We start from the raw sequence: 22,575 nt of genomic DNA, 5'->3' as shown, positions 1-22,575 counted from the left end.
TCGCGGACGCGATCCACACTTTTGAGTCGGCACGAAGGACGAGCGATGAGCACCCCGGACACCCCCGCCCCCGCGAGCCAGGCCCCGACCGACGGCACGAAGCCCGGGAACCCGGGCAACGCCGTCGTCCGCGAGGCCGTCCGCAAGGCGCGGGCCTCGCTCGCGCGCTACCGGTTCATGGCCCTCGTCACCGGTGTGATGTTGCTCATCCTCTGCGTCGAGATGCTCTACAAGTACGCGCTGGTCGAAGGGCTCGGGACGTCCGACGCCCTGCTGCCGTACATCTCGTGGATCCCGTACGCGCACGGCTGGATCTACGTGCTGTACCTCGTGACGGTGGTCGACCTGTGGTCCAAGATGCGCTGGAGCCTCGGACGTCTCGTGACGATGGTGCTCGCGGGCGTCGTGCCCGTGATGTCGTTCGTGCTCGAGAAGAAGGTCCACGCCGAGGCCGACGCCAAGCTCACCGCGCTCGAGCAGCGGGTCTGACGTGACCGGCACGCCGCGCCTGGCACCCCTGGTCGACCCCGGGCCGCCGCTCGGCCCCGACGAGCTCGCCCGGTACGCGCGGCACCTCGTGCTGCCCGGCGTAGGGCCCGACGGGCAGCGGCGCCTCGCCGCGGCGCGCGTCGCGGTGATCGGTGCGGGCGGCCTCGGCAGCCCGGCGCTGCTGTACCTCGCGGCCGCGGGCGTCGGCACGATCGGGATCGTCGACGACGACCGCGTCGACACGTCCAACCTGCAGCGTCAGGTGATCCACCGCGGGCAGGACGTGCGCCGGCCCAAGGTCGACTCGGCGCGCGACGCCATCGCCGCCGTCAACCCGTTCGTCACGGTCGAGCGGCACCGGCTGCGCCTCGACGCGGCCACGGCGCTCGACGTGCTGCGCGGGTACGACCTCGTGCTCGACGGCGCCGACAACTTCGCGACCCGCTACCTCGTCTCCGACGCCGCCGAGGTGCTCGGCATCCCCGTCGTGTGGGGGTCGATCCACCAGTTCCAGGGCCAGGTCTCGACCTTCTGGGCGGCCCCCCACCTCGCGCCCGACACCGACCCGCAGGGAGCGGACGCCGCCACCGCGGCCCCGCTCGACCCCGCCCTCGCGGCCGGGGTCACCTACCGCGACGTCTTTCCTGAGCCCCCGCCCCCCGGGGCCGTGCCCGACTGCGCGACCGGCGGCGTGCTCGGCGCCATGTGCGGCACGATCGGCTCCGCCATGGCGACCGAGGCGATCAAGCTAGTGACCGGCACCGGTCGCACCCTCCTCGGGCGGCTCACGGTCTACGACGCGCTCGACGTGACGTGGCGCGAGCTCGCGGTGCGCCGCGACCCCACGCGCGAGCCCGTGACCGCGCTGCTCGACGGGCCCGACGCGTACGCGGCGTTCTGCGGGCTCCCGGGGGCGGTGGCGGCGTCCGCGTCGACGGCGTCCGCCGTGGGGGAGCCCACGGTGGGTGGTCCCGCGGCCGGGGGCGACGCGACGGTGGACCGCGCGACCGCGGACCGCACGACGGTGCGACCCGCGGACCTCGACGCGCTCGTCGACGCCGGCGCGCTGCTGCTCGACGTGCGCGAGGAGTGGGAGACGCAGATCGTCGCGGTCCCCGGCGCACGCGTCGTGCCGAGCGGCACGTTCCTCGGCACCTCCGCCGCGGCCATGGCGGCGCTCGCGGACCTCCCGCTCGACCGGCCCGTGCTCGTGCTGTGCAAGTCGGGCGCCCGCTCGGCGCGCGTCGTCTCGGCGGCGCGCGAGGCGGGGGTCGACGCGCACGACGTCGAGGGCGGCGTGCTCGCCTGGGTGCGCGACGTCGCACCCCACCTGCCGACGTACTGACGGGTCCCGCGTCACTGAGGTCTCAGGTCGCCGAGACTCCGGATCACCGAGACTCGGGATCGCCGGGGCCTCAGGTCGCCGAGATAGAGGCGAGCGTGCCGAGGTAGAACTCCGAGAGCTCTATCTCGGCCGCACGGTTCTACCTCGGCGAGGGACGGCGACTCACGCCGGGTCAGAGGGCGAGGTCGAGCCGGCCACCCGTCGGGGACGACGCGAGCGCGCCCTCGCGGCGCGGGATCCGACCGGCGAGGCGCGCCCCGCGCCCTGCCGCGACCGCGTCGCGCATCGCACGGGCCATGCGCACCGGGTCGGCCGCGCGGGTCACGGCCGTCGCGAGCAGCACGGCGTCGCACCCGAGCTCCATCGCGAGCGCCGCCTCGGACGCGGTGCCGATCCCCGCGTCGAGGATCACGGGCACGCGCGCGGCGTCCGCGATCGCCTCGACGTTGCGCGGGTTGAGGATCCCCAGGCCGCTGCCGATGGGCGCGCCGAGCGGCATGACGGCCGCGCAACCGACGTCCTCGAGGCGGCGCGCGACGATCGGGTCGTCGGTCGTGTACGGCAGCACGGTGAAGCCGTCGCGCACCAGGATCTCGGCGGCCTCGACGAGCCCGAGCACGTCGGGCAGCAGCGTCACGTCGTCCGCGACGACCTCGAGCTTGACCCAGTCGGTGCCGCACGCCTCGCGCCCGAGCTGGGCGGTCAGCACGGCCTCGCGCACCGAGAAGCACCCGGCGGTGTTGGGCAGCGCGCGGATCCCGAGCCGTTCGAGCATCGCCCACGTCCCGGCGTCCTCGCCCGCACCGGGTGCGGCGACGCGGCGCAGCGCGACGGTCGTGAGCTCGGTGCCGGACGCGACCAGCGCCTCCTCGAGAGTCAGCAGGTTCGCGGCGCCGCCCGTGCCCATGACGAGGCGGGAGCCGAGCGGTCGGCCCGCGATCACGAGGGCGTCGTCCACGGCGCTCACCCGCCCTGCACCGCGGTCACGACCTCGACCTGGTCGCCCGCCGCGAGCACGGTCGTGGACCACGCGCCGCGCGGCAGCACGGCGTCGTTGAGCGCGACCGCGACGCCGCGCGGGGCGCCGTCCGCGACGAACTCGGGCAGCAGCGCCGTCACGAGCGTGACGACGTCGGTCGGCGCGGTCAGGGCGTACGGCTCGCCGTTGACGGTCGCGGTGGGGCGGGGGTTCATGGGACCTTCCAGAGTTCGGGGGCGAAGCGGGCCGGGTCGACCGCGGCGACGGCGTCGGGCGGCGGGGAGCCGGTCAGGACGGCGTCGACCGCGGCGGCGGTCACGGGGGCCAGGAGCACCCCGTTGCGGTGGTGGCCGGTCGCGAGCACGAGGCCCGCGACGCCGGACTCGCCCAGGTAGGGCAGGTTGTCGGGCGAGGTGGGGCGCACGCGCGGCGTGACCTCGACGAGCGCGAGCTCGTCGAGCGCGGGCAGCACCGCGCGCGCGTCGCGCAGCAGCGCGAACACGCCGCCCGCCTCGGCGCGGCGGTCGTCGGGCTTCTCGTCGGACGTCGCACCGACCACGACCTCGCGCGTGCCGTCGGGCCGTGGCGCGCGGGGCACGACGTACACGGGCCGACCCTGCACGCGACCGCGGACCACGTGGTCGAGGTCGAACCACGGCTCGGCGTCGAGGCGCAGGGTCAGCCCCTTGACGGGGCGTACGGGCGCGTGGACCTCCGGCAGGTCGCGCAGCAGCGCGGGGGAGCGGTCGCCCGCGGCGAGGACGACGACGCCCGCGTGCCACACGTGCCCCGCGTCGTCGACCGCACCGACCACGGGGCCGCCGTCGAACCCCCGCACGAGCCGGGTCGCGGCCCTGCGCACGACCGTCCCGCCGTGGGCCGTGACGGCGCGGTGCAGCGCGCGGTGGGTCGCGCGCGGGTCGACCTGGTGGTCGTCGGGCACCCACACGGCGCCCGCGACGGGGCCGAGCAACGGCGAGCGCCGGCGCGCCTCGGCGACCGTGCAGGGCTGCGCGTCGAGGCCCCAGCCCCGCTGGAGGTCCACGAGCCGACGGACCTCGGCCGCGTCGTCCGCGTCGTACGCGACCGTGAGCGTGCCCGTGCGCACGAGGCCCACCGGCAGGCCCGACTCGCGCTCGAGGTCGGCCGCGAAGCCGGGCCAGCGCAGCGCCGAGTCGACGTTGAGGCGCGCGAGCCGCTCCTCGCCGAAGTCGGCCTCGGTCACGGCCGCGAGCATGCCCGCGGCGGCGTGCGTCGCGCCGTCGCCGGGTGCGGGGTCGAGGACCGTCACGGTCAGCCCCGCCCGTGCGGCCCGCCACGCGGCGGTCATGCCGACGATGCCGCCGCCGACGACGAGCACGTCGACCGTGCCGCCGGCGGGGGTGGTGACCGCTGACGTGCCGATTGCTGAGGTGCTGCTTGAGGTACTGCCTGCTGGTGCGCTCACGCGCTCGCTCCCTTCGCCGGCATGACCCGGATCAGGTTCGACGGTCGGCGACCTTCGCCCTCTCAGCCCCGGCGGGGCTCCCGTGCAGCGGCCAGGCTATCGCGTCGGTGCGCTAGCCTCCGGCGCATGACACCACCCGGACACCCGCGGCTCGTGGACGCCCGCCTGTACCTGTGCACCGACGCGCGCGAGGACCGGGGCGACCTCGAGGAGTTCCTGCACGCCGCCCTGCGTGGGGGAGTCGACGTGGTCCAGCTGCGCGACAAGGGGCTCGACGTGCGCCGCGAGCTCGAGCTGCACGAGCTCGTGGCGGCGGTCGCGGCCGAGCACGGCGCGCTGTGGTGCGTCAACGACCGGGCGGACGTCGCCCGGCTGACCTCCGCCCCCGCGCTGCATACCGGCCAGGACGACCTGCCCGTCGCGGCGTCGCGCCGTCTGCTCGGCCCCGACGTGGTGCTGGGCCGTTCGACGCACTCGGCCGCGCAGGCCGCGCAGGCCGAGGCCGACCCGGACGTCGACTACTTCTGCGTCGGCCCGCTGTGGGCGACCCCGACCAAGCCCGGCCGCAGCGCCGTCGGGCTCGACCTGCTGCGGGACGTCGCGGCGTCCGCGCCCCGCACGCCCTGGTTCGCGATCGGCGGGATCGACCTCGACCGGGTCGACGAGGTCGTGGCGGCGGGTGCCCGGCGGGTCGTCGTCGTGCGGGCGATCACCGGGGCCGGCGACCCCGAGGCCGCGGCGCGCGCCCTGCGCGCCCGGGTCACGGCGGGCGACCCCGCCGCCTGACGACGCGGGCGACGACGCGGCCGACCAGGGCGCCTGGTCCGGCCTCCGCGGACGGCGCACGGCCGGGCGGACGCCGTCGGGCCGCGTCCCGCACGCTTGCTAGGTTGAGCGCATGCGCACCCCCTCCCTGCGGCTCGCCGCGCTCGCGGTCGGCGCCCTGCTCGCGGTCTCCGCGTGCAGCCCCGACCCCGACGCCGACGCGCCCAGCATGCTCGACGAGCCCGTCGAGACCAGCGAGCCGTACGTGATCGAGCCGCTCGACGCGATCAACGGGTCCACGCCCTGGACCAGCGACGGTGTGACGCTGCTCGTGCCGGCCGGCTACGAGGCGACCTCCTCGACCTCGCAGGGCATCGCGACGACCGAGTTCCACGACGGCGACGAGGTCGCGCTCACGCTGGCCGTCGCGGAGGCCCGCGAGGCGGCGGACGGCGACGTGTACCTCTCGGCGCGCGTGACCGAGGCCGAGATCACGGCCGAGGGCGGTGACGGCATCGTGCTGTCGCCCGCCGAGCTCGAGGGATGGGCCACGGCGTACGCCGTCCGCGGCACGCAGGACCCGACCGCCACGGACGCCGACGCGACGGGCGGCGTCGTCGACGTCGTCGCCGTGACCGCGCGCGACGACGCGGGCAGCATCCTTGTGACCGCGACCGCGCACGCGCCCGAGGGCACGTTCGAGGGATCGCCCGGCGAGCAGATGCTCCGCACGATGCGTCCCGCGCCCTGACGCGTTCGGCCGCGCCCGCGCGGCCAACTATCCTGGTGCCGTGACCGCCACCCCTGATTCCTCAGCGACCACCGCTGCCGCGACCCCGAGGCCCGTCCTCGTCGTCGACTTCGGCGCCCAGTACGCCCAGCTCATCGCGCGCCGCGTGCGCGAGGCGAGCGTGTACTCCGAGATCGTGCCGCACACGTTCACGGTCGAGCAGATGCTCGCCAAGGACCCGGCGGCGATCATCCTCTCGGGCGGGCCGTCGTCGGTCTACGCCGCGGGGGCGCCGTTCGTCGACCCGGCGCTGTTCGACGCGGGCGTGCCCGTGCTCGGCATCTGCTACGGGTTCCAGGCGATGGCCGCGGCGCTCGGCGGCACGGTCGCGCAGACGGGCCGGCGCGAGTACGGCGGCACCGAGGTCGAGGTCTGCTCGGCCGGCGTGCTGCTCGCGGGCACCCCCGAGAACCAGACCACCTGGATGAGCCACGGCGACGCGGTGCACGCCGCGCCCGAGGGCTTCGAGGTCCTCGCGACCTCGGCCGGCTCGCCCGTCGCGGCGTTCGAGGACGGCGCCCGCCGCCTCTACGGCGTGCAGTGGCACCCCGAGGTCAAGCACTCGGCGCACGGGCAGACCGTGCTCGAGCACTTCCTGTACGAGGGCGCGGGGCTCGCCCCCGACTGGACCCCGAGCAACGTCGTGCACGACCAGGTCGCCGCGATCCGCGCCCAGGTGGGGGACGCGCGCGTGATCTGCGCGCTCTCGGGCGGCGTCGACTCGGCGGTCGCGGCCGCGCTCGTGCAGCAGGCCGTGGGCGACCAGCTCACGTGCGTGCACGTCGACCACGGGCTCATGCGCGCGGGCGAGGTCGAGCAGATCGAGCGCGACTTCGTCTCGGCGACCGGCGTGAACCTCGTGATCCGTGACGAGAAGGAGCGGTTCCTCACCGCGCTCGCGGGCGTGAGCGACCCCGAGACCAAGCGCAAGATCATCGGCCGCGAGTTCATCCGCGTGTTCGAGGACGCGCAGCGCGACATCGTCGCCGAGGCCGGCGAGCACGGCGCCGAGGTCAAGTTCCTCGTGCAGGGCACGCTGTACCCGGACGTCGTCGAGTCCGGCGGCGGCGAGGGCGCGGCCAACATCAAGAGCCACCACAACGTGGGCGGGCTGCCCGACGACCTCGAGTTCGAGCTCGTCGAGCCGCTGCGCACGCTCTTCAAGGACGAGGTGCGCGCGGTGGGCCGCGAGCTCGGCGTCCCCGAGGAGATCGTCGCGCGCCAGCCGTTCCCCGGCCCGGGCCTCGGCATCCGGATCGTCGGCGAGGTCACCGCGGAGCGCCTCGAGATCCTGCGCAAGGCCGACGCGATCGCCCGCGAGGAGCTCACGCGCGCAGGCCTCGACGGCGAGATCTGGCAGTGCCCCGTGGTGCTGCTCGCCGACGTCCGCTCGGTCGGCGTGCAGGGCGACGGCCGCACCTACGGCCACCCGATCGTGCTGCGCCCGGTGTCGTCCGAGGACGCCATGACGGCCGACTGGACGCGCCTGCCCTACGACGTGCTCTCGATCATCTCGACGCGCATCACGAACGAGGTCGACGACGTCAACCGCGTGGTGCTCGACGTGACCAGCAAGCCGCCGGGCACCATCGAGTGGGAGTGACCTCCCCGCACGCCGACGGCGTCCGCCCCCGCGAGGGGTCGGGCGCCGTCGGCGTCTGACCGTCCGCGGATCAGTGCCCGGGCGCGAGCGGCGGGTCGGCGAGCTCGACGAGCTCGCGCGCCTGCTCGGGGAACCACGTGCCGGCCGGGGGGCGACGGAGCCCCGCGCCGGGTCGACCGTGCCCGACGTGCCGCGCAGGCACGCGCCGTCCGACGTCCCCGGGACCTTGACCCAGAGGTACGCGTCGACCTCGACCGTGCCCACCGGGTCGACCTCGACCGTGCCCACCCCGACCGTGCCCACCCCGACCGTGCCCGCCGGGCCGACGCCGAGCGTCGGTCGCGCCCCGGCCCCACGCCCGGGCGGGTTGCACCACGCCTCGGCGTCCGCGCCGTCCGCGAACCCGCCCGCGGGCGGCGTCCACGGGCCGCGCCCGTTGCGCGAGGTGTCGACCACGAGGTGCGGTGCGAGCGCGGGGTCGCGCGCGATCCCGGCCGCCGCGTACGCGTCGTCGTACCAGGACGTCGCCGCCCCGGGGCAGTCCGTGACGTGCACCCCGCCGCGGCGGGCCAGGTCGACGCACGCGCTCACACGCGCGCCGAACGCGACCTCGTCCGCGGTCGTGCGGTAGTTCGACGCGTTGAGGAACTGCCGTCGGCGTCCGCGACCCCCGCGCGCAGCAGGCGGTCCGCGGTGTCGCCGACCGCCCCCCACGCGGAGTGCCCCGCGTCGAGGTAGACCTGCGTCGCGTCGAGCGCGCCCCCCGCCCTTCGTCCGGGTCCCGCCCGCGAGCGCGGACGCGCCACGCTATCGAGGGCGTTCGTGCAGGTCAACGGCGTTCCGCGGGCTGGTGCGCGCAGGCGGTGGGGCGTGGGCGACGCGTGAGGTCCGGGCGGTTCCTCCTTCTGCGCGACGAAACGCCCGACCTGCACTAGCGTGAAACGTGGACAGTGCAGTGGATTCACGCAGGGCGGGGGCCGTGCGGCCCCCGGAGTCACGTCACGATTGGGGAACCGGAATGTCCAACGTCACCGTTCGACCGACCCGCGGAGCACGCGGGATCGGGCTCTTCAGCATCATCGCGGGCATCATCCTCATCATCGCGGGCGGCGTCACCTGGTACGTCGTGACCGACCAGCTCGCGGCCGAGGACATCACGGTCTCGGAAGACGCGGACTTCCTCGGGGGCGACGACGTCAACGGGCCCTTCTCCGCCTACGCGCAGGCCGAGGTCATCAACAAGCACGCGCTCGAGATGGCCGACGGCCGGACCTACGCCGAGCTCGACCAGGACGACCCGACGCGCGCCACGGTCATGGACGCCTCGTTCCTGCGCGCCTCGCTGTTCACGTCGGTCGTCGCGTTCGGCGTCTCGGCGCTCGTGATCGGTCTGGGGCTCATGTTCATCCTGTTCGGCGTCGCGTTCCGTCGCCTCGGCAGCGGTCCGGAGATCTCGGTGGACGCGGGTGCCGCGCCGACGCGGGCCCCCGCGCACGCCGCCCCGCCCGCCCCTGCTGCTGCGGCTCCCGCGGCTGCTCCTGCTGCTGCGGCTCCTGTCGCTCCGGAGCGCCCCGTCGCCCCCGAGCGCACGTCCGCGACCGCGGCACCCCAGGCGCAGGCTGCCCCCACGTCGGCCGCGCCGGCCGAGCCCGTCGTCCCGGCCGAGCCCGCGTCGCCCGGCTCGCCGGCCGACGACGCGACCCGCACCCTCCCGACGGACGGCCACGCCGTCCCGGAGGCCGAGACCCCGGCATCACCGGGAACGCCCGTCGAGGGCACCGAGGGCGACGGGCCGACACCCCGGCACTGACCCCGGCACACCGAGGCCCGGCCACCCGCAGCACCGGGGGCCGGGCCTCGTCGTGTCACGAGCATGTCGTGTCGCAAGCTCGTCGTCACGTGCGACTCGGTCAGGCCCCCGCGCCGCGCTTGCGACGCACGCCCGACCACACCGAGCCGACGAGCAGCGCGAGACCCCCGCCGCCGAGGACGACCACGAGCGCGAGGTCGAGGTCGAACCGTGCACCGAGGCCCAGCGAGGCGATGCCAACCCCCACCGCGACCAGCACGAGACCCCAGACGATGGTCGCGACGGTCGCTCCGCCGTCCGGCACGCTCGGTGGTGCGGAGCTCGTCGCGCCGGCGCTGGTCCCCGTGCCAGTCCCCGTGCCGTACGCCGGAGCGACCTTGGGTGCGGGCGCGGGGACCGACTCGGTGGGGTACTGCTCGGTGGGGTACCGCTCGGTCGGGTACTGCTCTGTGGGCTGCTGCCCGGTCGGATAGGCCTCGGTCCCGTAGGCCGCGGTGCCGTATGACTCAGTGCCGTACGCCTCAGAGCCGGGCCCCTCAGTGCCGTAGGCCTGGGTCGGGTGCCCGTCGGCGGGGTACGCCTGGGTCTGGTCCGTCTGGTCCGTCTGTGCCTCGCGGCTGGCGATCCCCCCGTCGGCGGCACCCTCGTCCACCCTCCCGGTGTCCCCGGGCAGCGGGCCGGTCGGGTCCGCGGACGGGTCCGCGGCGTCGTCGCGCGGGTCGTTCGTTCCGGTCGGGTTCATGACTGCTCCTCCACGATGCGCACGGCGCCGGTGCGGCCCGTGATGTCCAGGACGATCCGGGGGTCCTCGCCCGCCGCGACCTCGTCGCTCGAGAGCGTGCCGGCGCCCGGGTTGATGCCGGCCCACGAGGTCACGCCGCCGTCCTCGTCGCGCCACGTGGTCTCGCCGGCCCAGATGTCGACGTGTGCCGTCACGGGCACGCCGTCGGGCACGCGGACCGTGAGCTGGCCCGCCCCGAAGCTCGCGTCGATCTCCACGGGGTCGCTCGCGGCGTCCGCGGGGAGGTCGAGCGCGGTCAGGTCGATCGTCGCGTCGCCGACGAGGAACGACACGCCGTCCTCGGCCTCGGCGACCGTCGTCGGCCGGGTGTCGATGCCGCCGTCGGCGACGACGGTCCGGTAGCCCTCGGCCACACCCAGGGCGCTCCACGCGACGGCCGGGACGAAGGCCACCAGCAGCACCCACGCGATGCCGGTGAGCCCGCCCGAGCGGCGTCCGCGCAGGCCCGTGACCACCGTGACAGCCCCGACGAGGACGATGCTCGCGCCGAGCCAGACGAGCAGCGGGGCGTCGCCCGCGCCCGACGTGCGGTCGAGCAGCAGCACGACCGCGCCGAGCAGGAGCACGAGGCCGAGCGTCGCGACGACGGTCGAGCTGCCTGCGCTGCGGGCGCGCCGCGCCTTGGCCTCCTCGTGCTGCCGGCGCTGCGCCTCGGACCGCAGGCGCGCGGCCTCGGTCCGTGCCTCGGCCCGGGCCTTGTGGGCGTCGGTGCGGGCGCGGTGGGCCTCGGCCCGGGCGTGGGAGATCTCGTCGTGCTTCCGGGCGTGGGCGTCCGCCGTCCCGGCGGGTGCCTGCGCGGCGGGCGGCGTCCACGTCCCGGCGGGGGCCTCCGTGCCCCAGGCGGGGTCGCCCCCGGCGGGCGGGGCCTTCGGGCCGCCCCAGGTGTCCGGGGCGGGGCCCGCGAGCTGACGCGAGCGCACCACGAGGTAGACGACGACGCCCACGGCCGCGAGCCAGAACAGCCCGTTGAGCCAGCCGAGCCCGACCCGGTTCGTCAGCGACCACCAGCCGTCGCCCCACGTGAGCCCGACCACGACGGTCGCGGCGGCGCCCACGAGCGCGACGTCCACGTCGCCCCGGATCGTCTGCTCGAGGTGGATCCGGCCGTCGCGCGCCTCGGGCAGCAGCGCCCACGCGATGCCGTACAGCACGAGGCCGGCGCCCGAGAGGAAGAACGAGACGAACAGCAGCCCGCGCACGAGCAGGGGGTCGAGGCCGAAGCGGTCGGCCAGGCCACCCGCGACGCCACCTACCCAGCGGTCCTCGGACCTGCTCAGGCCGCTGCGGCGCAGCGAGTCGAAGAACCGGGCCATGGGGTCGGACGACGGGGGCGGCGGCACGTCGTCCGCCGGCCGTGGGTCGGGGCCGGGGTGTGCCGGGGGAGGGGTCTGGTCGGTCATGCGTCCATCGTGTCGGGCGCGGGGCGCGCGCACCATCAGGTGCCACCCTGAGCCGACCCTGGTTCTCGCCCCCGAGCACCCTGGTCCTAGGCCCCGGCGGGCTCCTGAGCGCGCGGGACGTGTGACGATCAGGGGGTGCAGCCGAACCCGACGACCGCGCGGCCCGTGGCCCGCCCCCCGATGCGTCGCCCCGAGCAGGGGCGCGTGGTCGGGGGCGTGTGCGGTGCCCTCGCCACGCACCTCGGCCTGCCGCTGGGCGGCGTGCGCGTCGCGATGGTGTTCCTCGGCCTCGCGGGCGGGGCGGGCGTGCTCCTCTACGTCTTCTGGTGGGTCACGGTGCCGAGCGCGGACGCCGACCGCGACGCCGCGGCCGCCCGGCCCGCCGCGTTGTCCCGCCTCGCCCGCCGCCCCGTCGAGGCGGGGCGACGGCTCCCGGTGCGGGACGTCGCGCTCGGCCTGATCCTGCTCGGCGCGGCCGCGCTGCTCCTGGCCGCCCGCCACGGCGTCGACGTCGCCGGGAGCTGGATGCTCCCCGTGCTCGTCGCGCTCGCGGGCGTGGGACTCGCGTGGAGCCAGCTCGACGCCGCGCAGCGCGGCCGGTGGCTCTCGCAGGCGGGTGGACGCACGCCCGCGGGCGTGCTGCGGCTCGTGGGCGGCCTCGCCCTCGTGGTCGTGGGCGTCGTGCTGCTCGTGGTGCAGGGGTCGAGCGTGTCGACCGTGCTGCGGGCCGCCGTCGCGGCGCTCGCGGTGCTCGCCGGCGTGGTCGTGGTGCTCGCGCCCTGGTGGCTGCGCCTCGTGCGCGAGCTCGGCGACGAGCGTGCCGCGCGGGCGCGCGAGGCCGAGCGCGCCGACATCGCGGCGCACCTGCACGACTCGGTGCTGCAGACGCTCGCGCTGATCCGGCGTGCCTCGCACGACCCCGAGGCGGTCGCGCGCATGGCCCGCAGCCAGGAGCGCGAGCTGCGCGAGTGGCTCTACAACGACCGGCCCTCGCCCGGCACCTCGGTCGCGGCCGAGGTGCGCACGCTCGTGGGCGAGGTCGAGGACACGCGCATCGCGCAGGCCGACGGCGTCTCGGCCGCCGTCGCGGTCGACGTGGTCGTGGTCGGTGACTGCGCTCCGGACGACCAGACCGCGGCGCTGCTGCAGGCCACGCGCGAGGCGCTCGTCAACGCCGTCGCGCACGGCGCCCCGCCGGTCTCCGTGTACGTCGAGGTCCGGGACGAGCACGTCGAGGCGTTCGTGCGCGACCGCGGCGACGGGTTCGACCCCGACGACGTCGCCCCCGACCGGTTCGGGCTGCGCGAGTCGATCCGCGGCCGGGTCGCGCGGCGCGGCGGGACGACCGAGGTCGTGAGCAGGCCAGGATGGGGCACGGAGGTGCGCATGAGCGTGCCGCGGACGACGGCCCGGGCGCAGGCCACGGGCGAGCAGCGGGCAGGAGAGGGATCGTGACACCGGTCGACGTGGTCCTCGTGGACGACCACCACATGTTCCGGGCGGGGGTGCGCGCGAGCCTCGACGGCCGCGTGCGGGTCGTGGGCGAGGCCGACGCGGTCGACGACGCGGTCGAGGCCGTCCATCGGCTGCGCCCCACGGTCGTGCTGCTCGACGTGCACCTGCCGGGCGGCGCGGGCGGCGGCGGCGCCGAGGTGCTGCGGCGCTCGCAGGACCTCCTGCCCGGCACCCGGTTCCTGGCGCTGTCGGTCTCGGACGCCGCGGAGGACGTCGTCGCGGTGATCCGCGCCGGCGCCCGGGGATACGTCACGAAGGCGATCTCGGGCCCGGACCTCTCGGCCGCGGTCGTGCAGGTCGCGGGCGGGGACGCCGTCTTCTCGCCGCGGCTCGCGGGGTTCGTGCTCGACGCGTTCGGCACCTCGGCGGCGGACGTCGCGATCGCCGACGACGAGCTCGACCGGCTCTCGGCGCGCGAGCAGGAGGTCATGCGGCTCATCGCGCGCGGGTACGCCTACAAGGAGGTCGCCTCGGAGCTGTTCATCTCGATCAAGACGGTCGAGACGCACGTCTCCGCGGTGCTGCGCAAGCTCCAGCTGTCCTCACGGCACGAGCTGACCCGCTGGGCCGCCCAGCGCCGTCTGCTCTGACGGCCGGCACCCACCGCTGCCGACCCACCGCCGACCGCGCGATCTGTCTCGGGTTTTCGCCGTTTTGCGGTACAGATGGCGCGCTCGGCGGTGGGTTCACCGGGTTCAGCGGACAGATGGCGCGCTCGGCGGTGGGTTCACCGGGTTCAGCGGGCAGATGGCGCGGTCGGCGGTCGGCGGTCGCGGCGGGGGAGCACCCCGGGCCGCTTGTGAAGGAGTTCACATGTACAACGGCATCCTGCCGCGGTAGATTAATTGTGAAAACTTTCACTAGAGGGGACGAGGGGAACGATGATGAGCACCACGCAGAGCACCAAGAAGTTCGTCCGATGGACGGGCATCATCTCGATCGTCGCGGCGGTCGTGATGATCCTGGCAGGGGCCGTGACCTGGGCGACCGTGAGCTCGCAGCTCAGCGAGCAGCAGATCACCGTCTCGGAGGACGCGGACTTCCTCGCCGGCGACGAGGTCGACGGGCCGTTCTCGGCCTACGCGCAGGCCGAGATCATCGACCACCACGCGCTCGAGGCGACCGGTGGCCTGACCTACGCGCAGCTCGACCAGGACGACCCGGCACGCGCCACCGCGATGAACGCCTCGTTCCTGCGGGCCTCGCTGTTCACCTCGGTCGTCGCCTACGGCGTCTCGGCCCTTGTGATCGGGCTCGGCGTCCTGTTCGGCGTCGTCGGCGTCGCCTTCACCAAGCTCGGCTCGAGCAAGGGTGAGACCCCGGCGCTCGACGCCCGCACCCACGAGCGGATCCCCGAGAACGTCTGACGCGAGAGACGTCTGACGCAGCACGAGCACGGACGACGAAGGGCCCCGGCACCGCCGGGGCCCTTCGTCGTACGTCCGGGGTCAGCCGGCCTCGACCCACGCGGGGGAGAGCCGCACGACCTCGCCGACCACGGTCACCGCGGGCGGACGCACGCCCGCCGCGGCCGCGACCTCGGCGATCGTCGAGAGGGTGCCGACCGTCGTCCGCTGCCGGGGGCCGTAGCCGTCCTCGACCACGGCGACCGGGGTCTCGGGCGACCGCCCGGCCTCGACGAGCGCCGCCGCGGACTCCGCGAGGCGCGAGACCCCCATGAGCAGGACGACGGTGTGGTCGGGCGCCGCCGGCACGCGGCCGATGTCCTCGTGCCCCGTGAGCACCGTGAAACCGCGCGACAGCCCCCGGTGCGTCACCGGGATCCCGGCGGCCGCGGGCACCGACACGGCGCTCGTGACGCCCGGCACGACCTCGACCTCGATGCCGTGCTCGCGGCAGGCCTCGGCCTCCTCGCCGCCGCGGCCGAACACGTACGGGTCGCCGCCCTTGAGCCGCACCACCTGGCGCCCGGCGAGTGCGTGCTCGACCAGGATCGCGTTGATCTCGTGCTGCGGGACGGGGTGGTGGCCCGACGTCTTGCCGACGTCGACGACGACCACGTCGTCCGCGAGGTCGTCGAGCAGCCCGCGCGGGCCCAGACGGTCGACCACGACGACGTCGGCCTGCGCGACGAGCGCACGACCGCGCGCGGTGACGAGGCCCGTGTCGCCGGGGCCACCGCCCACGAGCGCGACCCGGCCCGGCGTCGTCCGACCCTCGGCCGCGGTCGGGCGGACCCGGCGCACGGGCAGCACGCCCGCGTCGAGCTGGGCCGCGACCGCGTCGCGCACGCGCTGCGCACGGCGCGGGTCCCGGCCCGCGGAGACGGCGACCGTGACCTGCGCGCCGTCCTCGAGCGTCGTGCGTGCGACCGCCGGGACCCAGGCCGAGCCGACCTCGGCGTCGCCCGCGGTCACGCAGAAGATCCGGTCGAGCTCGGCGTCGGCCGCGACGAGCGCGTCGACGACCGGGTCGCCCGTCGCGGTGTGCACGAGCCACGCGCCGTCCAGGTCACCCGCGAGGTAGTCGCGGCGCACCCACACGAGCTCGTGCGCCGCGGCCCGCTCGACCACGTCCTCGCACGCGAACGGCGCGACGACGGTCACGTGGGCGCCCGCCGCGAGCAGCCCGAGCGCGCGGCGCGCGGCCACCGGGCCGCCGCCGACCACGACGACCGCTCGGCCCGCGACGCGCAGGCCGAGCGGGTAGAGCGGCTCGGCCGCGCCCGCGGCAGGTCCGGTCGTCACGTCAGATCGCGTAGCTGGCGGTCAGGTCGCCGTGGCGGACGGCGGCGAGCGCGTCGCCCACCATGCCCGCCGCGAGCGTCATGCCGTCGTGCGCGTCGATCAGCAGGAACGCGCCCGTGCGGCGCGCGACCACGTACTCCTCGGCCGCGATCGGCGACGCGAGGCGCAGCGTCACGCGACCGATGTCGTTGAGCGCGAGCTCGTCCGCCGAGACCAGCTCGGCGGCGTCCAGGTCGAGGCGTCCGACGACGTCCTTGACCTTGGCCCGCACCGTGCGGGTCGTGTGCTTGAGCAGCACCGTCGCGCCGGGGCGAAGCGTGCCGTCACCCAGCCACGCGACCATGCCCTCGACGTCCTGCGTGACCTCGGGGGCGTCGTCCGCGGCCGCGATCAGGTCGCCGCGCGAGACGTCGACCTCGTCCGCGAGGCGGAGCGTGACCGACTGCGGCGCGAACGCCTCGTCGAGCGTGCCGTCCGCGGTGTCGATGCCCTCGACCGTGGTGCGGCGCCCCGAGGGGAGCACCACGACCGGGTCGCCGACACGCACGACGCCCGAGGCGACCTGCCCCGCGTAGCCGCGGTAGTCGCGGTACTCCTCCGAGATCGCGGCGCCCTGCGGGCGGATCGCGAGCTGGACGGGGAACCGGAACGACTCGACGTCGGGCTCGTCGGCCGTGGGCAGCGACTCGAGCAGCTCGAGCAGCGTCGGGCCCTCGTACCAGGGCGTGTTGCCCAGGCGGTCCACGACGTTGTCGCCGACGAGCGCCGAGACGGGCAGCGGGTGCACGTCCGCGACGCCGAGCGACGCGGCGGTCGCACGGATCTCGGCCGCGAGCTCCTCGTAGCGCTCCTGCGAGTAGTCGACCAGGTCGATCTTGTTCACGGCGACCACGATGTGCGGCACGCGCAGCAGGCTCGCGACCGCCAGGTGGCGACGCGTCTGCTCGAGCAGGCCCTTGCGGGCGTCGATCAGCAGCACGAGCGCGTCCGCGGTCGACGCGCCCGTGACCGTGTTGCGCGTGTACTGCACGTGCCCGGGGCAGTCGGCCAGGATGAACGCGCGGTGCGCGGTCGCGAAGTACCGGTACGCGACGTCGATCGTGATGCCCTGCTCGCGCTCCGAGCGCAGGCCGTCCGTGAGGAGGGCGAGGTCGGCGGTCTCGAGGCCGCGGTCGCGCGACACTCGCTCGACGGCCTCGATCTGGTCGGCGAGCACCGACTTGGAGTCGAACAGCAGGCGACCCACGAGGGTCGACTTGCCGTCGTCGACGGACCCCGCCGTGGCGAGGCGCAGGAGGGTCGACGTGCGGATGGTCTCGACGGTCTGGGCGCTCATTTAGAAGTACCCCTCCTTCTTGCGGTCTTCCATGGCGGCCTCGGAGATGCGGTCGTCGGCGCGGGTCGCGCCCCGCTCGGTGATGCGGGTCGCGGCGACCTCGGCGATGACCGCCTCGACGTCGCGCGCGTCCGACTCGACGGCGCCCGTGCACGACATGTCGCCCACGGTGCGGTAGCGCACCAGGCGCGTCTCGACGGTCTCGCCCTCGCGCGGCTGCGAGAACGGGCCCACGGCCAGCAGCATGCCGTCGCGCTCGAACACCTCGCGCTCGCTCGCGTAGTACAGGCCCGGCAGGTCGATGCCCTCGCGTGCGATGTACTGCCACACGTCGAGCTCGGTCCAGTTGCTCAGCGGGAACACGCGCACGTGCTCGCCCGGGCGGTGCCGGCCGTTGTAGAGGTTCCACAGCTCGGGGCGCTGGTTGCGGGGGTCCCACGAGCCGAACTCGTCGCGCAGCGAGAACACGCGCTCCTTGGCGCGCGCCTTCTCCTCGTCACGACGCCCGCCGCCGAACACGGCGTCGAACCGGTGCTCGGCGATGCCGTCGAGCAGCGGCTGCGTCTGCAGCGGGTTGCGCGTGCCGTCGGCGCGCTCGCGCAGGCGGCCGTCGTCGATGTAGTCCTGCACGCGCTGCACCTCGAGGCGCAGGCGCAGGCGGTCGGCCGTGGCGTCACGGTACGCGAGCACCTCGGGGAAGTTGTGCCCCGTGTCGACGTGCATCACGGGGAACGGCACGGGAGCGGGCCAGAACGCCTTGGTCGCGAGGTGGAGCATCACGACCGAGTCCTTGCCGCCGCTGAACAGCAGCACGGGACGCTCGAACTCGGCGGCCACCTCCCGGAAGATGTGGATCGCCTCGCTCTCGAGCGCGTCGAGCTGCGAGAGGCGGTGCGTGCCCGCGGCCGCGCCGTCGGTCGGGAGGGTCGAGGTCACCTGGGTCACCGGGTCGTCCTTGTCGGTCAGGTCGATCGTCATACGTGGAGCCCGCATTCCGTCTTGTCGAGGCCGGCCCAGCGGCCGGAGCGAGGGTCGTCGCCGGGGGCGACGCGCTTGGTGCAGGGGGCGCAGCCGATCGACGGGTAGCCGTCGTTCAGCAGCGGGTTCATGGTGACCTGGTGACGCGCGGCGTAGCCGAGCAGGTCGTCGAACGACCACGCGGCGACCGGGTTGATCTTGACCAGCCCGTTCTTGTCGTCCCACGTGACCAGCGGGGTGTTCGCGCGGGTCGGCGCCTCGTCGCGGCGCACGCCCGTGACCCACACCTCGTAGCCCTGGAGCGAGCGGTGCAGCGGCTCGACCTTGCGCATCGCGCAGCACAGGCCCGGGTCGCGCGCGAACAGGTCCTTGCCGTGCGCGGCGTCCTGCTCGGCCACGCTCAGCTCGGGCTTGACGTCGACGATCGTGACCTCGAGGGTCTGCTCGACCGCGTCGCGCGTGCCGTAGGTCTCCGCGAAGTGGTAGCCGGTGTCGAGGAACAGCACGTCGACCCAGGGCGCGGCCTGCGCGACCAGGTGCGGGAGCACGGCGTCCGCCATCGAGCACGCGACCGCGATCGACGTGCCGAACTCGCGCGCGGCCCACGCCACGACCTGCTCGGGCGTCGCCTCGTCGTCGGCCCCGATCCCGGAGCCGCCGAGCTCGGCCTGGCCGCGCTCGACGATCGCCTTGAGCTCGTCGACCGAGCGCTTGGGCGCCGCGGCGGCGCGCGCCGCCGCGGCCTCGGCGCGCCCGGCCTCGCGGGCGGCCGTGCGGGCCTGGGCGGCGGCGCGCAGCGCTGCCAGGGGGTCGGACGTCGCAGGCTGGGTGGTCCCGGTCACTTGAGTGCCTCCTCGTCGGCTCGGTGAGCCCACTGGGCGAACGTCTCGTCGCCCTCGTGGTTCGCCTCGTAGGAACGCACGACGCGCTCGACGTAGTCCGGGAGGTCGTCGTTGGTGACCTTGAGGCCGCGCACGGTCCGCCCGAGGCCGGCGTCCGCGCGGTCGTCCGAGGCCAGCCCGCCGCCCAGGTGCACCTGGAAGCCCGGGACCTGCTCGCCGTCGTCGTTCGTGACGAGCTGGCCCTTGAGCCCGATGTCGGCGGTCTGGATGCGGGCGCACGAGTTGGGGCAGCCGTTGATGTGCAGCGACAGCGGCTTCATGCCCGAGAGGTCGCCGAGCCGCTTCTCGAGGTCGTCGATGGCGCGCGTCGCCGCGGCCTTGGTCTCGACGATCGCGAGCTTGCAGTACTCGATGCCCGTGCACGCGATGGTGCTGCGGCGGAACGGGCTCGGGTTCGCGTCGAGGCCGAGGGCCTTGAGCTCGGAGACGACGCGGTCGAGGTGCTCGTCGGGCACGTCGAGCACGAGGAGCTTCTGGTGCGGGGTCAGGCGCACGCGGTACGAGCTCGCGGACTCCGCGAGGTCGGCGACGGCACGCAGCGTCGGGCCGGAGACCCGGCCCACGTACGGCGCGGCGCCGACGTAGTTGAGGCCGTCGCGCTGCTTGTGCACGCCGATGTGGTCGCCCGGCTGGTTCGGCTGCGGGGCGGGCGGGCCGTCGGGCAGCGCGTAGCCCAGGTACTCGTCCTGGAGCACCTGGCGGAACTTCTCCGGCCCCCAGTCGGCGAGCAGGAACTTCAGGCGGGCCTTGTTGCGCAGCCGGCGGAACCCGTAGTCGCGGAAGATCTGGGCGACGCCGTGCCAGACGTCGGGCACCTGCTCGGGCGTCGCGAACACGCCGAGGCGCTCGCCCAGGCGCGGGTTCGCGGACAGGCCGCCGCCGACCCACACGTCGTAGCCGACGCCCAGCTCGGGGTGCTCGTGCGCGACGAACGCGACGTCGTTGATCTCGTGCACGACGTCCTGGCTCGGGTGCCCCGTGATCGCGGTCTTGAACTTGCGCGGGAGGTTCGCGAGCTCGGGGATGCCGATGTACTTCTCGGTGATCGCGGCGATGGACGGCGCGGGGTCGATCAGCTCGTCGGCCGCGATCCCGGCGACCGGGCTGCCGAGGACGACGCGCGGAACGTCGCCGCAGGCCTCGGTCGTGCCGAGGCCGACCGCCTCGAGGCGGTCCCAGATCTCGGGGACGGCCTCGACCTCGATCCAGTGCAGCTGGATGTTCTGGCGGTCGGTGATGTCGGCGCTGTCGCGGCCGAAGTCCTCCGAGATGCCGGCGATGACGCGCAGCTGCTCGGTCGTGAGCGCACCGCCGTCGATGCGCACGCGGAGCATGAAGTACTTGTCCTCGAGCTCGTGCGGCTCGAGCGTCGCGGTCTTGCCGCCGTCGATGCCGGGCTTGCGCTGCGTGTACAGGCCCCACCAGCGGAATCGTCCGTGGAGGTCGTCTCCCGAGATCGAGTCGAACCCCTCCTTGGAGTACACGTCGATGATGCGCTGGCGGACGTTGAGGCCCGAGTCGTCCTGCTTGAACTGCTCGTTGTGGTTGAGCGGCGTGGTGCCGTCGACCTTCCACTGGCCGTTGGGCCGGGCGGGTCGTGCCGGGCGCGCGGGGGCGTGCTCCGTGGTGCTGCCGGGGGTGACGGGCGGCGTCATCGTGCTCCTCGATGGGGGATCAAGGGCGCGCGGGGCGCAGGCATCAGGGCTCGGGCCGTGGGGCACGAGAGCCGGCGTCGCGCGCCCACTCGTGCGTGCGCGGCCTCGGGCCGCGCGGAGTCAGGCGCGAATCAACAACAGCGACAGCTGTTGTCCGGACACGTCGACATGACGCAGAGCGCGGCGAGGCGCTGCGTGAGGTCGAGGTTCCGGGCCGTGTGCATGCCAGTACGGTACAGGGCCGTCTTGCGAGCCGGAAGACACGGTCCGGATGGTGGACCCGCGTCTCACGGGCGGCGTGCGGGGCGAGCTGCGGGGGCGGGCGGATCTCACACCCCGAAACCCCTGTGACGCTTTCACGACACCGGTGTCAGCAAACTAGGATGCGGGGCATGGAAATCGTCTACAACGTGTTCACCGTCCTGCACTTCGTCGGCTGGGCCATGGTCCTCGGCGGGTACTTCGCGAGCCTCAAGGGCCCGGGCATCAGCAAGGGCGTCTTCCACGGCGCCGCCACCGCCGCCGTCGCCGGCGTGCTCATGGTCGGCGTCGCCGAGATGGGCGGCCTCTGGGACGACGGCGGGCCGAGCATGACCAAGATCGGCATCAAGCTCGTCGTCGCGGTCGTCATCGCCGTGCTCGCCTTCGTCGCGACCCGCAAGGGCGACGACCTCTCGCCCGCGCTCAAGCACTCGATCGGCGCGCTGACGCTCGTCAACATCGTCGTCGCGGTGTTCGTCTGAACCCCGTGAGCCCCCACCCGCACGGCCCGTCGATCGTGGATCGGCGGGTCGCGTGAGCGCCTGGGGGGAGGTCCTCGTCGGCCTCGTGATCGCGGTCGGTCTCGCGGGCGTCGTCGTCCAGGTGCTCCCGGGATCGGTGATCGTCCTCGGCGCCGTGCTCGTGTGGGCGGTCGTGACCGGCGGGACGACGGCGTGGGTGTGCTTCGCCGTCGGGGCGGCCGCGGTCGTCGTCGCCGCGGTGGTCAAGTACCTGCTCGCCGGGCGCCACCTGCTCCGCCACGAGATCTCGTCGTCGACGCTCGTGTGGGGCGGCGTCGCGGGCGTGGTCGGGTTCTTCGTGATCCCGGTCGTCGGCCTGCTCGTCGGGTTCGTCGCAGGCGTGTGGCTCGCCGAGCTCGTCCGACGGCGCGCCGCGGGCCCGGCCTGGCGGGCGACCGTGGTCGCGCTCCAGGCGACGGGCATCTCGATCCTCGTCGAGCTCGCGGGCGCGCTCGTCGCGACCGGCGCGTGGGTCGTCGGGCTCGTCCTGACCTGACGAGGACCGACGCAGGCCGGACGGGCGTGGCAGGCCCGCCGTGACCCGGCCCGGACCTGCCGTGACCCGCGGTGACCCGGCCCACCCGCCGTCCGCCCCGTGCCGGACGGCGGGTGGGCCGGGTCAGGCGTGGCGGTCGAGCGCCGCCCGCAGGCCGTTGCGCACCGCGGGCCACTCGTGCGGCAGGATCGAGTACACGACCGTGTCGCGCAGCGAGCCGTCGGGCAGCACCATGTGGTTGCGCAGCACGCCGTCGAGCCGGGCACCGAGCCGCTCGATCACGGCGCGCGACTGCTGGTTGTGCCAGTGCGTGCGCAGCTCGACCGCGTTGACGCGCAGCTCCTCGAACGCGTGCCGCAGGAGCAGGAGCTTGGCCTCGGTGTTGATGCTCGTGCGCCGGGCCCCGAGACGCAGCCAGGTCGACCCGATCTCGACGCGCCGGTGCGTGGCGTCGACGTTCATGTAGGTGGTCATGCCGCCGACCTCACCGGTCTCGCGCCGCACGACCGTGAACGGCAGCATCGAGCCCGCCTGCGCGAGCGCGAGCCGGCGGTCGATCTCGGCGGTCATGCCCTCGGGCGAGGGGGCGCTCGTGTACCACAGGCGCCACGACTCGCCGTCGCGCGCGGCCTCCACGAGCCCCGCGTGGTGCTCGTGGCTCAGCGGGACGAGCTCGACCGTGCGTCCGGTGAGCGTCACGGGTGCGGTGAGGTCCATGGGCCGGGATTCTGCCACCGCGCTCGCGGGCGGCGCTGTGGGCGGGTGGTCCTAGG

Annotated in this window: 23 protein-coding genes, 1 pseudogene and 1 riboswitch; of the genes and pseudogenes, 11 read left to right on the top strand and 13 right to left on the bottom strand. The window is 74.7% G+C overall.

Annotated elements, in window-relative coordinates:
- Window positions 1-45 precede the first annotated feature (45 nt).
- Both CLV28_RS02000 and CLV28_RS01995 read left to right on the top strand, forming a co-directional pair.
- The gene (locus CLV28_RS02000; protein ID WP_100421613.1) at window positions 46-489 is read left to right on the top strand and encodes a DUF3817 domain-containing protein; all 444 of its coding nucleotides are present in this window, start codon (window positions 46-48) and stop codon (window positions 487-489) included.
- A gap of 1 nt (window position 490) precedes the next feature.
- Window positions 491-1,834, top strand: a complete 1,344-nt coding sequence (locus CLV28_RS01995) for a ThiF family adenylyltransferase (protein WP_100421612.1) — start codon at window positions 491-493, stop codon at window positions 1,832-1,834.
- A gap of 172 nt (window positions 1,835-2,006) precedes the next feature.
- Here the strand turns inward: CLV28_RS01995 and CLV28_RS01990 are convergent, their stop codons facing one another.
- Genes CLV28_RS01990 through thiO form a run of 3 tightly spaced genes read right to left on the bottom strand, consistent with a single transcriptional unit; the run spans window position 2,007 to window position 4,260 of the window.
- A complete protein-coding gene (locus CLV28_RS01990) occupies window positions 2,007-2,801 on the bottom strand; it encodes a thiazole synthase (RefSeq protein ID WP_203968122.1) in 795 nt (264 codons plus the stop codon).
- Window positions 2,798-3,028: a sulfur carrier protein ThiS gene (thiS, locus tag CLV28_RS01985; RefSeq protein ID WP_100421611.1), complete on the bottom strand. Its 231-nt coding sequence runs from the start codon at window positions 3,026-3,028 to the stop codon at window positions 2,798-2,800. Before thiS ends, CLV28_RS01990 begins: the two co-directional genes overlap by 4 nt.
- On the bottom strand, window positions 3,025-4,260 hold the full coding sequence (thiO, locus tag CLV28_RS01980; RefSeq protein ID WP_239073143.1) for a glycine oxidase ThiO: 1,236 nt from the start codon (window positions 4,258-4,260) through the stop codon (window positions 3,025-3,027). The genes thiS and thiO overlap by 4 nt, the downstream gene beginning before the upstream one ends.
- Window positions 4,261-4,265: 5 nt before the next feature.
- Window positions 4,266-4,347: riboswitch (TPP riboswitch) on the bottom strand.
- A gap of 39 nt (window positions 4,348-4,386) precedes the next feature.
- On the opposite strand from thiO, the gene thiE reads away from it, so the two are divergent.
- The 3 genes from thiE to guaA all read left to right on the top strand — a co-directional run bounded on the left by thiE (window position 4,387) and on the right by guaA (window position 7,418).
- Window positions 4,387-5,046, top strand: coding sequence for a thiamine phosphate synthase (gene thiE, locus CLV28_RS01975; RefSeq protein WP_100421609.1), 660 nt, complete (start codon window positions 4,387-4,389; stop codon window positions 5,044-5,046).
- 112 nt (window positions 5,047-5,158) lie between these two features.
- Window positions 5,159-5,776 carry a hypothetical protein gene (locus CLV28_RS01970; RefSeq protein ID WP_100421608.1) on the top strand — a complete coding sequence of 206 codons (618 nt, stop codon included), beginning with the start codon at window positions 5,159-5,161 and terminating at the stop codon, window positions 5,774-5,776.
- 40 nt (window positions 5,777-5,816) lie between these two features.
- Complete coding sequence (gene guaA / locus CLV28_RS01965; RefSeq protein WP_100421607.1) at window positions 5,817-7,418, top strand: glutamine-hydrolyzing GMP synthase; 1,602 nt, start codon at window positions 5,817-5,819, stop codon at window positions 7,416-7,418.
- Between the two features lie 70 nt (window positions 7,419-7,488).
- On the opposite strand, the gene CLV28_RS16175 is transcribed toward guaA, so the two are convergent.
- Together CLV28_RS16175 and CLV28_RS01960 are read right to left on the bottom strand one after the other, a co-directional pair.
- On the bottom strand, window positions 7,489-7,620 hold the full coding sequence (locus CLV28_RS16175; RefSeq protein WP_275405042.1) for a hypothetical protein: 132 nt from the start codon (window positions 7,618-7,620) through the stop codon (window positions 7,489-7,491).
- A 47-nt stretch (window positions 7,621-7,667) separates the two neighbouring features.
- Window positions 7,668-7,973 (bottom strand): annotated as a pseudogene (locus CLV28_RS01960) (glycoside hydrolase family 6 protein); the annotation flags it as partial.
- A 463-nt stretch (window positions 7,974-8,436) separates the two neighbouring features.
- On the opposite strand from CLV28_RS01960, the gene CLV28_RS01950 reads away from it, so the two are divergent.
- A complete protein-coding gene (locus CLV28_RS01950) occupies window positions 8,437-9,228 on the top strand; it encodes a hypothetical protein (protein WP_239073142.1) in 792 nt (263 codons plus the stop codon).
- 100 nt (window positions 9,229-9,328) lie between these two features.
- Here the strand turns inward: CLV28_RS01950 and CLV28_RS01945 are convergent, their stop codons facing one another.
- Together CLV28_RS01945 and CLV28_RS01940 are read right to left on the bottom strand one after the other, a co-directional pair.
- The gene (locus CLV28_RS01945) at window positions 9,329-9,970 is read right to left on the bottom strand and encodes a hypothetical protein (protein WP_100421605.1); all 642 of its coding nucleotides are present in this window, start codon (window positions 9,968-9,970) and stop codon (window positions 9,329-9,331) included.
- Entirely contained in the window at window positions 9,967-11,430 is a 1,464-nt protein-coding gene (locus CLV28_RS01940) for a PspC domain-containing protein (RefSeq protein WP_170062610.1), read from the bottom strand. Before CLV28_RS01940 ends, CLV28_RS01945 begins: the two co-directional genes overlap by 4 nt.
- 135 nt (window positions 11,431-11,565) lie before the next feature.
- Between CLV28_RS01940 and CLV28_RS01935 the strand changes: the two genes are divergently transcribed.
- The 3 genes from CLV28_RS01935 to CLV28_RS01925 all read left to right on the top strand — a co-directional run bounded on the left by CLV28_RS01935 (window position 11,566) and on the right by CLV28_RS01925 (window position 14,312).
- A complete protein-coding gene (locus CLV28_RS01935) occupies window positions 11,566-12,885 on the top strand; it encodes an ATP-binding protein (protein WP_483407204.1) in 1,320 nt (439 codons plus the stop codon).
- Window positions 12,879-13,535 carry a LuxR C-terminal-related transcriptional regulator gene (locus tag CLV28_RS01930; RefSeq protein ID WP_275405048.1) on the top strand — a complete coding sequence of 219 codons (657 nt, stop codon included), beginning with the start codon at window positions 12,879-12,881 and terminating at the stop codon, window positions 13,533-13,535. Before CLV28_RS01935 ends, CLV28_RS01930 begins: the two co-directional genes overlap by 7 nt.
- Window positions 13,536-13,829: 294 nt before the next feature.
- Window positions 13,830-14,312 carry an aromatic ring-opening dioxygenase LigA gene (locus CLV28_RS01925; protein WP_100422334.1) on the top strand — a complete coding sequence of 161 codons (483 nt, stop codon included), beginning with the start codon at window positions 13,830-13,832 and terminating at the stop codon, window positions 14,310-14,312.
- Between the two features lie 81 nt (window positions 14,313-14,393).
- On the opposite strand, the gene cobA is transcribed toward CLV28_RS01925, so the two are convergent.
- The 5 genes from cobA to CLV28_RS01900 form a co-directional block, all read right to left on the bottom strand.
- On the bottom strand, window positions 14,394-15,653 hold the full coding sequence (cobA, locus tag CLV28_RS01920; RefSeq protein WP_100421602.1) for a uroporphyrinogen-III C-methyltransferase: 1,260 nt from the start codon (window positions 15,651-15,653) through the stop codon (window positions 14,394-14,396).
- 1 nt (window position 15,654) lies between these two features.
- Window positions 15,655-16,989, bottom strand: a complete 1,335-nt coding sequence (locus CLV28_RS01915; RefSeq protein ID WP_100421601.1) for a sulfate adenylyltransferase subunit 1 — start codon at window positions 16,987-16,989, stop codon at window positions 15,655-15,657.
- The gene (gene cysD, locus CLV28_RS01910) at window positions 16,990-17,967 is read right to left on the bottom strand and encodes a sulfate adenylyltransferase subunit CysD (protein ID WP_100421600.1); all 978 of its coding nucleotides are present in this window, start codon (window positions 17,965-17,967) and stop codon (window positions 16,990-16,992) included.
- Entirely contained in the window at window positions 17,964-18,653 is a 690-nt protein-coding gene (locus CLV28_RS01905) for a phosphoadenylyl-sulfate reductase (RefSeq protein ID WP_239073162.1), read from the bottom strand. The genes cysD and CLV28_RS01905 overlap by 4 nt, the downstream gene beginning before the upstream one ends.
- A gap of 152 nt (window positions 18,654-18,805) precedes the next feature.
- Window positions 18,806-20,524, bottom strand: a complete 1,719-nt coding sequence (locus CLV28_RS01900) for a nitrite/sulfite reductase (protein ID WP_100421599.1) — start codon at window positions 20,522-20,524, stop codon at window positions 18,806-18,808.
- A 392-nt stretch (window positions 20,525-20,916) separates the two neighbouring features.
- On the opposite strand from CLV28_RS01900, the gene CLV28_RS01895 reads away from it, so the two are divergent.
- Window positions 20,917-21,267: a hypothetical protein gene (locus CLV28_RS01895; protein ID WP_100421598.1), complete on the top strand. Its 351-nt coding sequence runs from the start codon at window positions 20,917-20,919 to the stop codon at window positions 21,265-21,267.
- A gap of 52 nt (window positions 21,268-21,319) precedes the next feature.
- On the top strand, window positions 21,320-21,802 hold the full coding sequence (locus CLV28_RS01890) for a DUF456 domain-containing protein (protein WP_100421597.1): 483 nt from the start codon (window positions 21,320-21,322) through the stop codon (window positions 21,800-21,802).
- Between the two features lie 123 nt (window positions 21,803-21,925).
- On the opposite strand, the gene CLV28_RS01885 is transcribed toward CLV28_RS01890, so the two are convergent.
- Window positions 21,926-22,519, bottom strand: coding sequence for a GNAT family N-acetyltransferase (locus CLV28_RS01885; protein WP_100421596.1), 594 nt, complete (start codon window positions 22,517-22,519; stop codon window positions 21,926-21,928).
- Window positions 22,520-22,575 lie beyond the last annotated feature (56 nt).

It is taken from the genome of Sediminihabitans luteus (assembly GCF_002797595.1).
Lineage (GTDB): Bacteria > Actinomycetota > Actinomycetes > Actinomycetales > Cellulomonadaceae > Paraoerskovia > Paraoerskovia lutea.
Note: the sequence above shows the minus strand (reverse complement) of the source record. Positions and strands in the feature narration are given on the sequence as shown.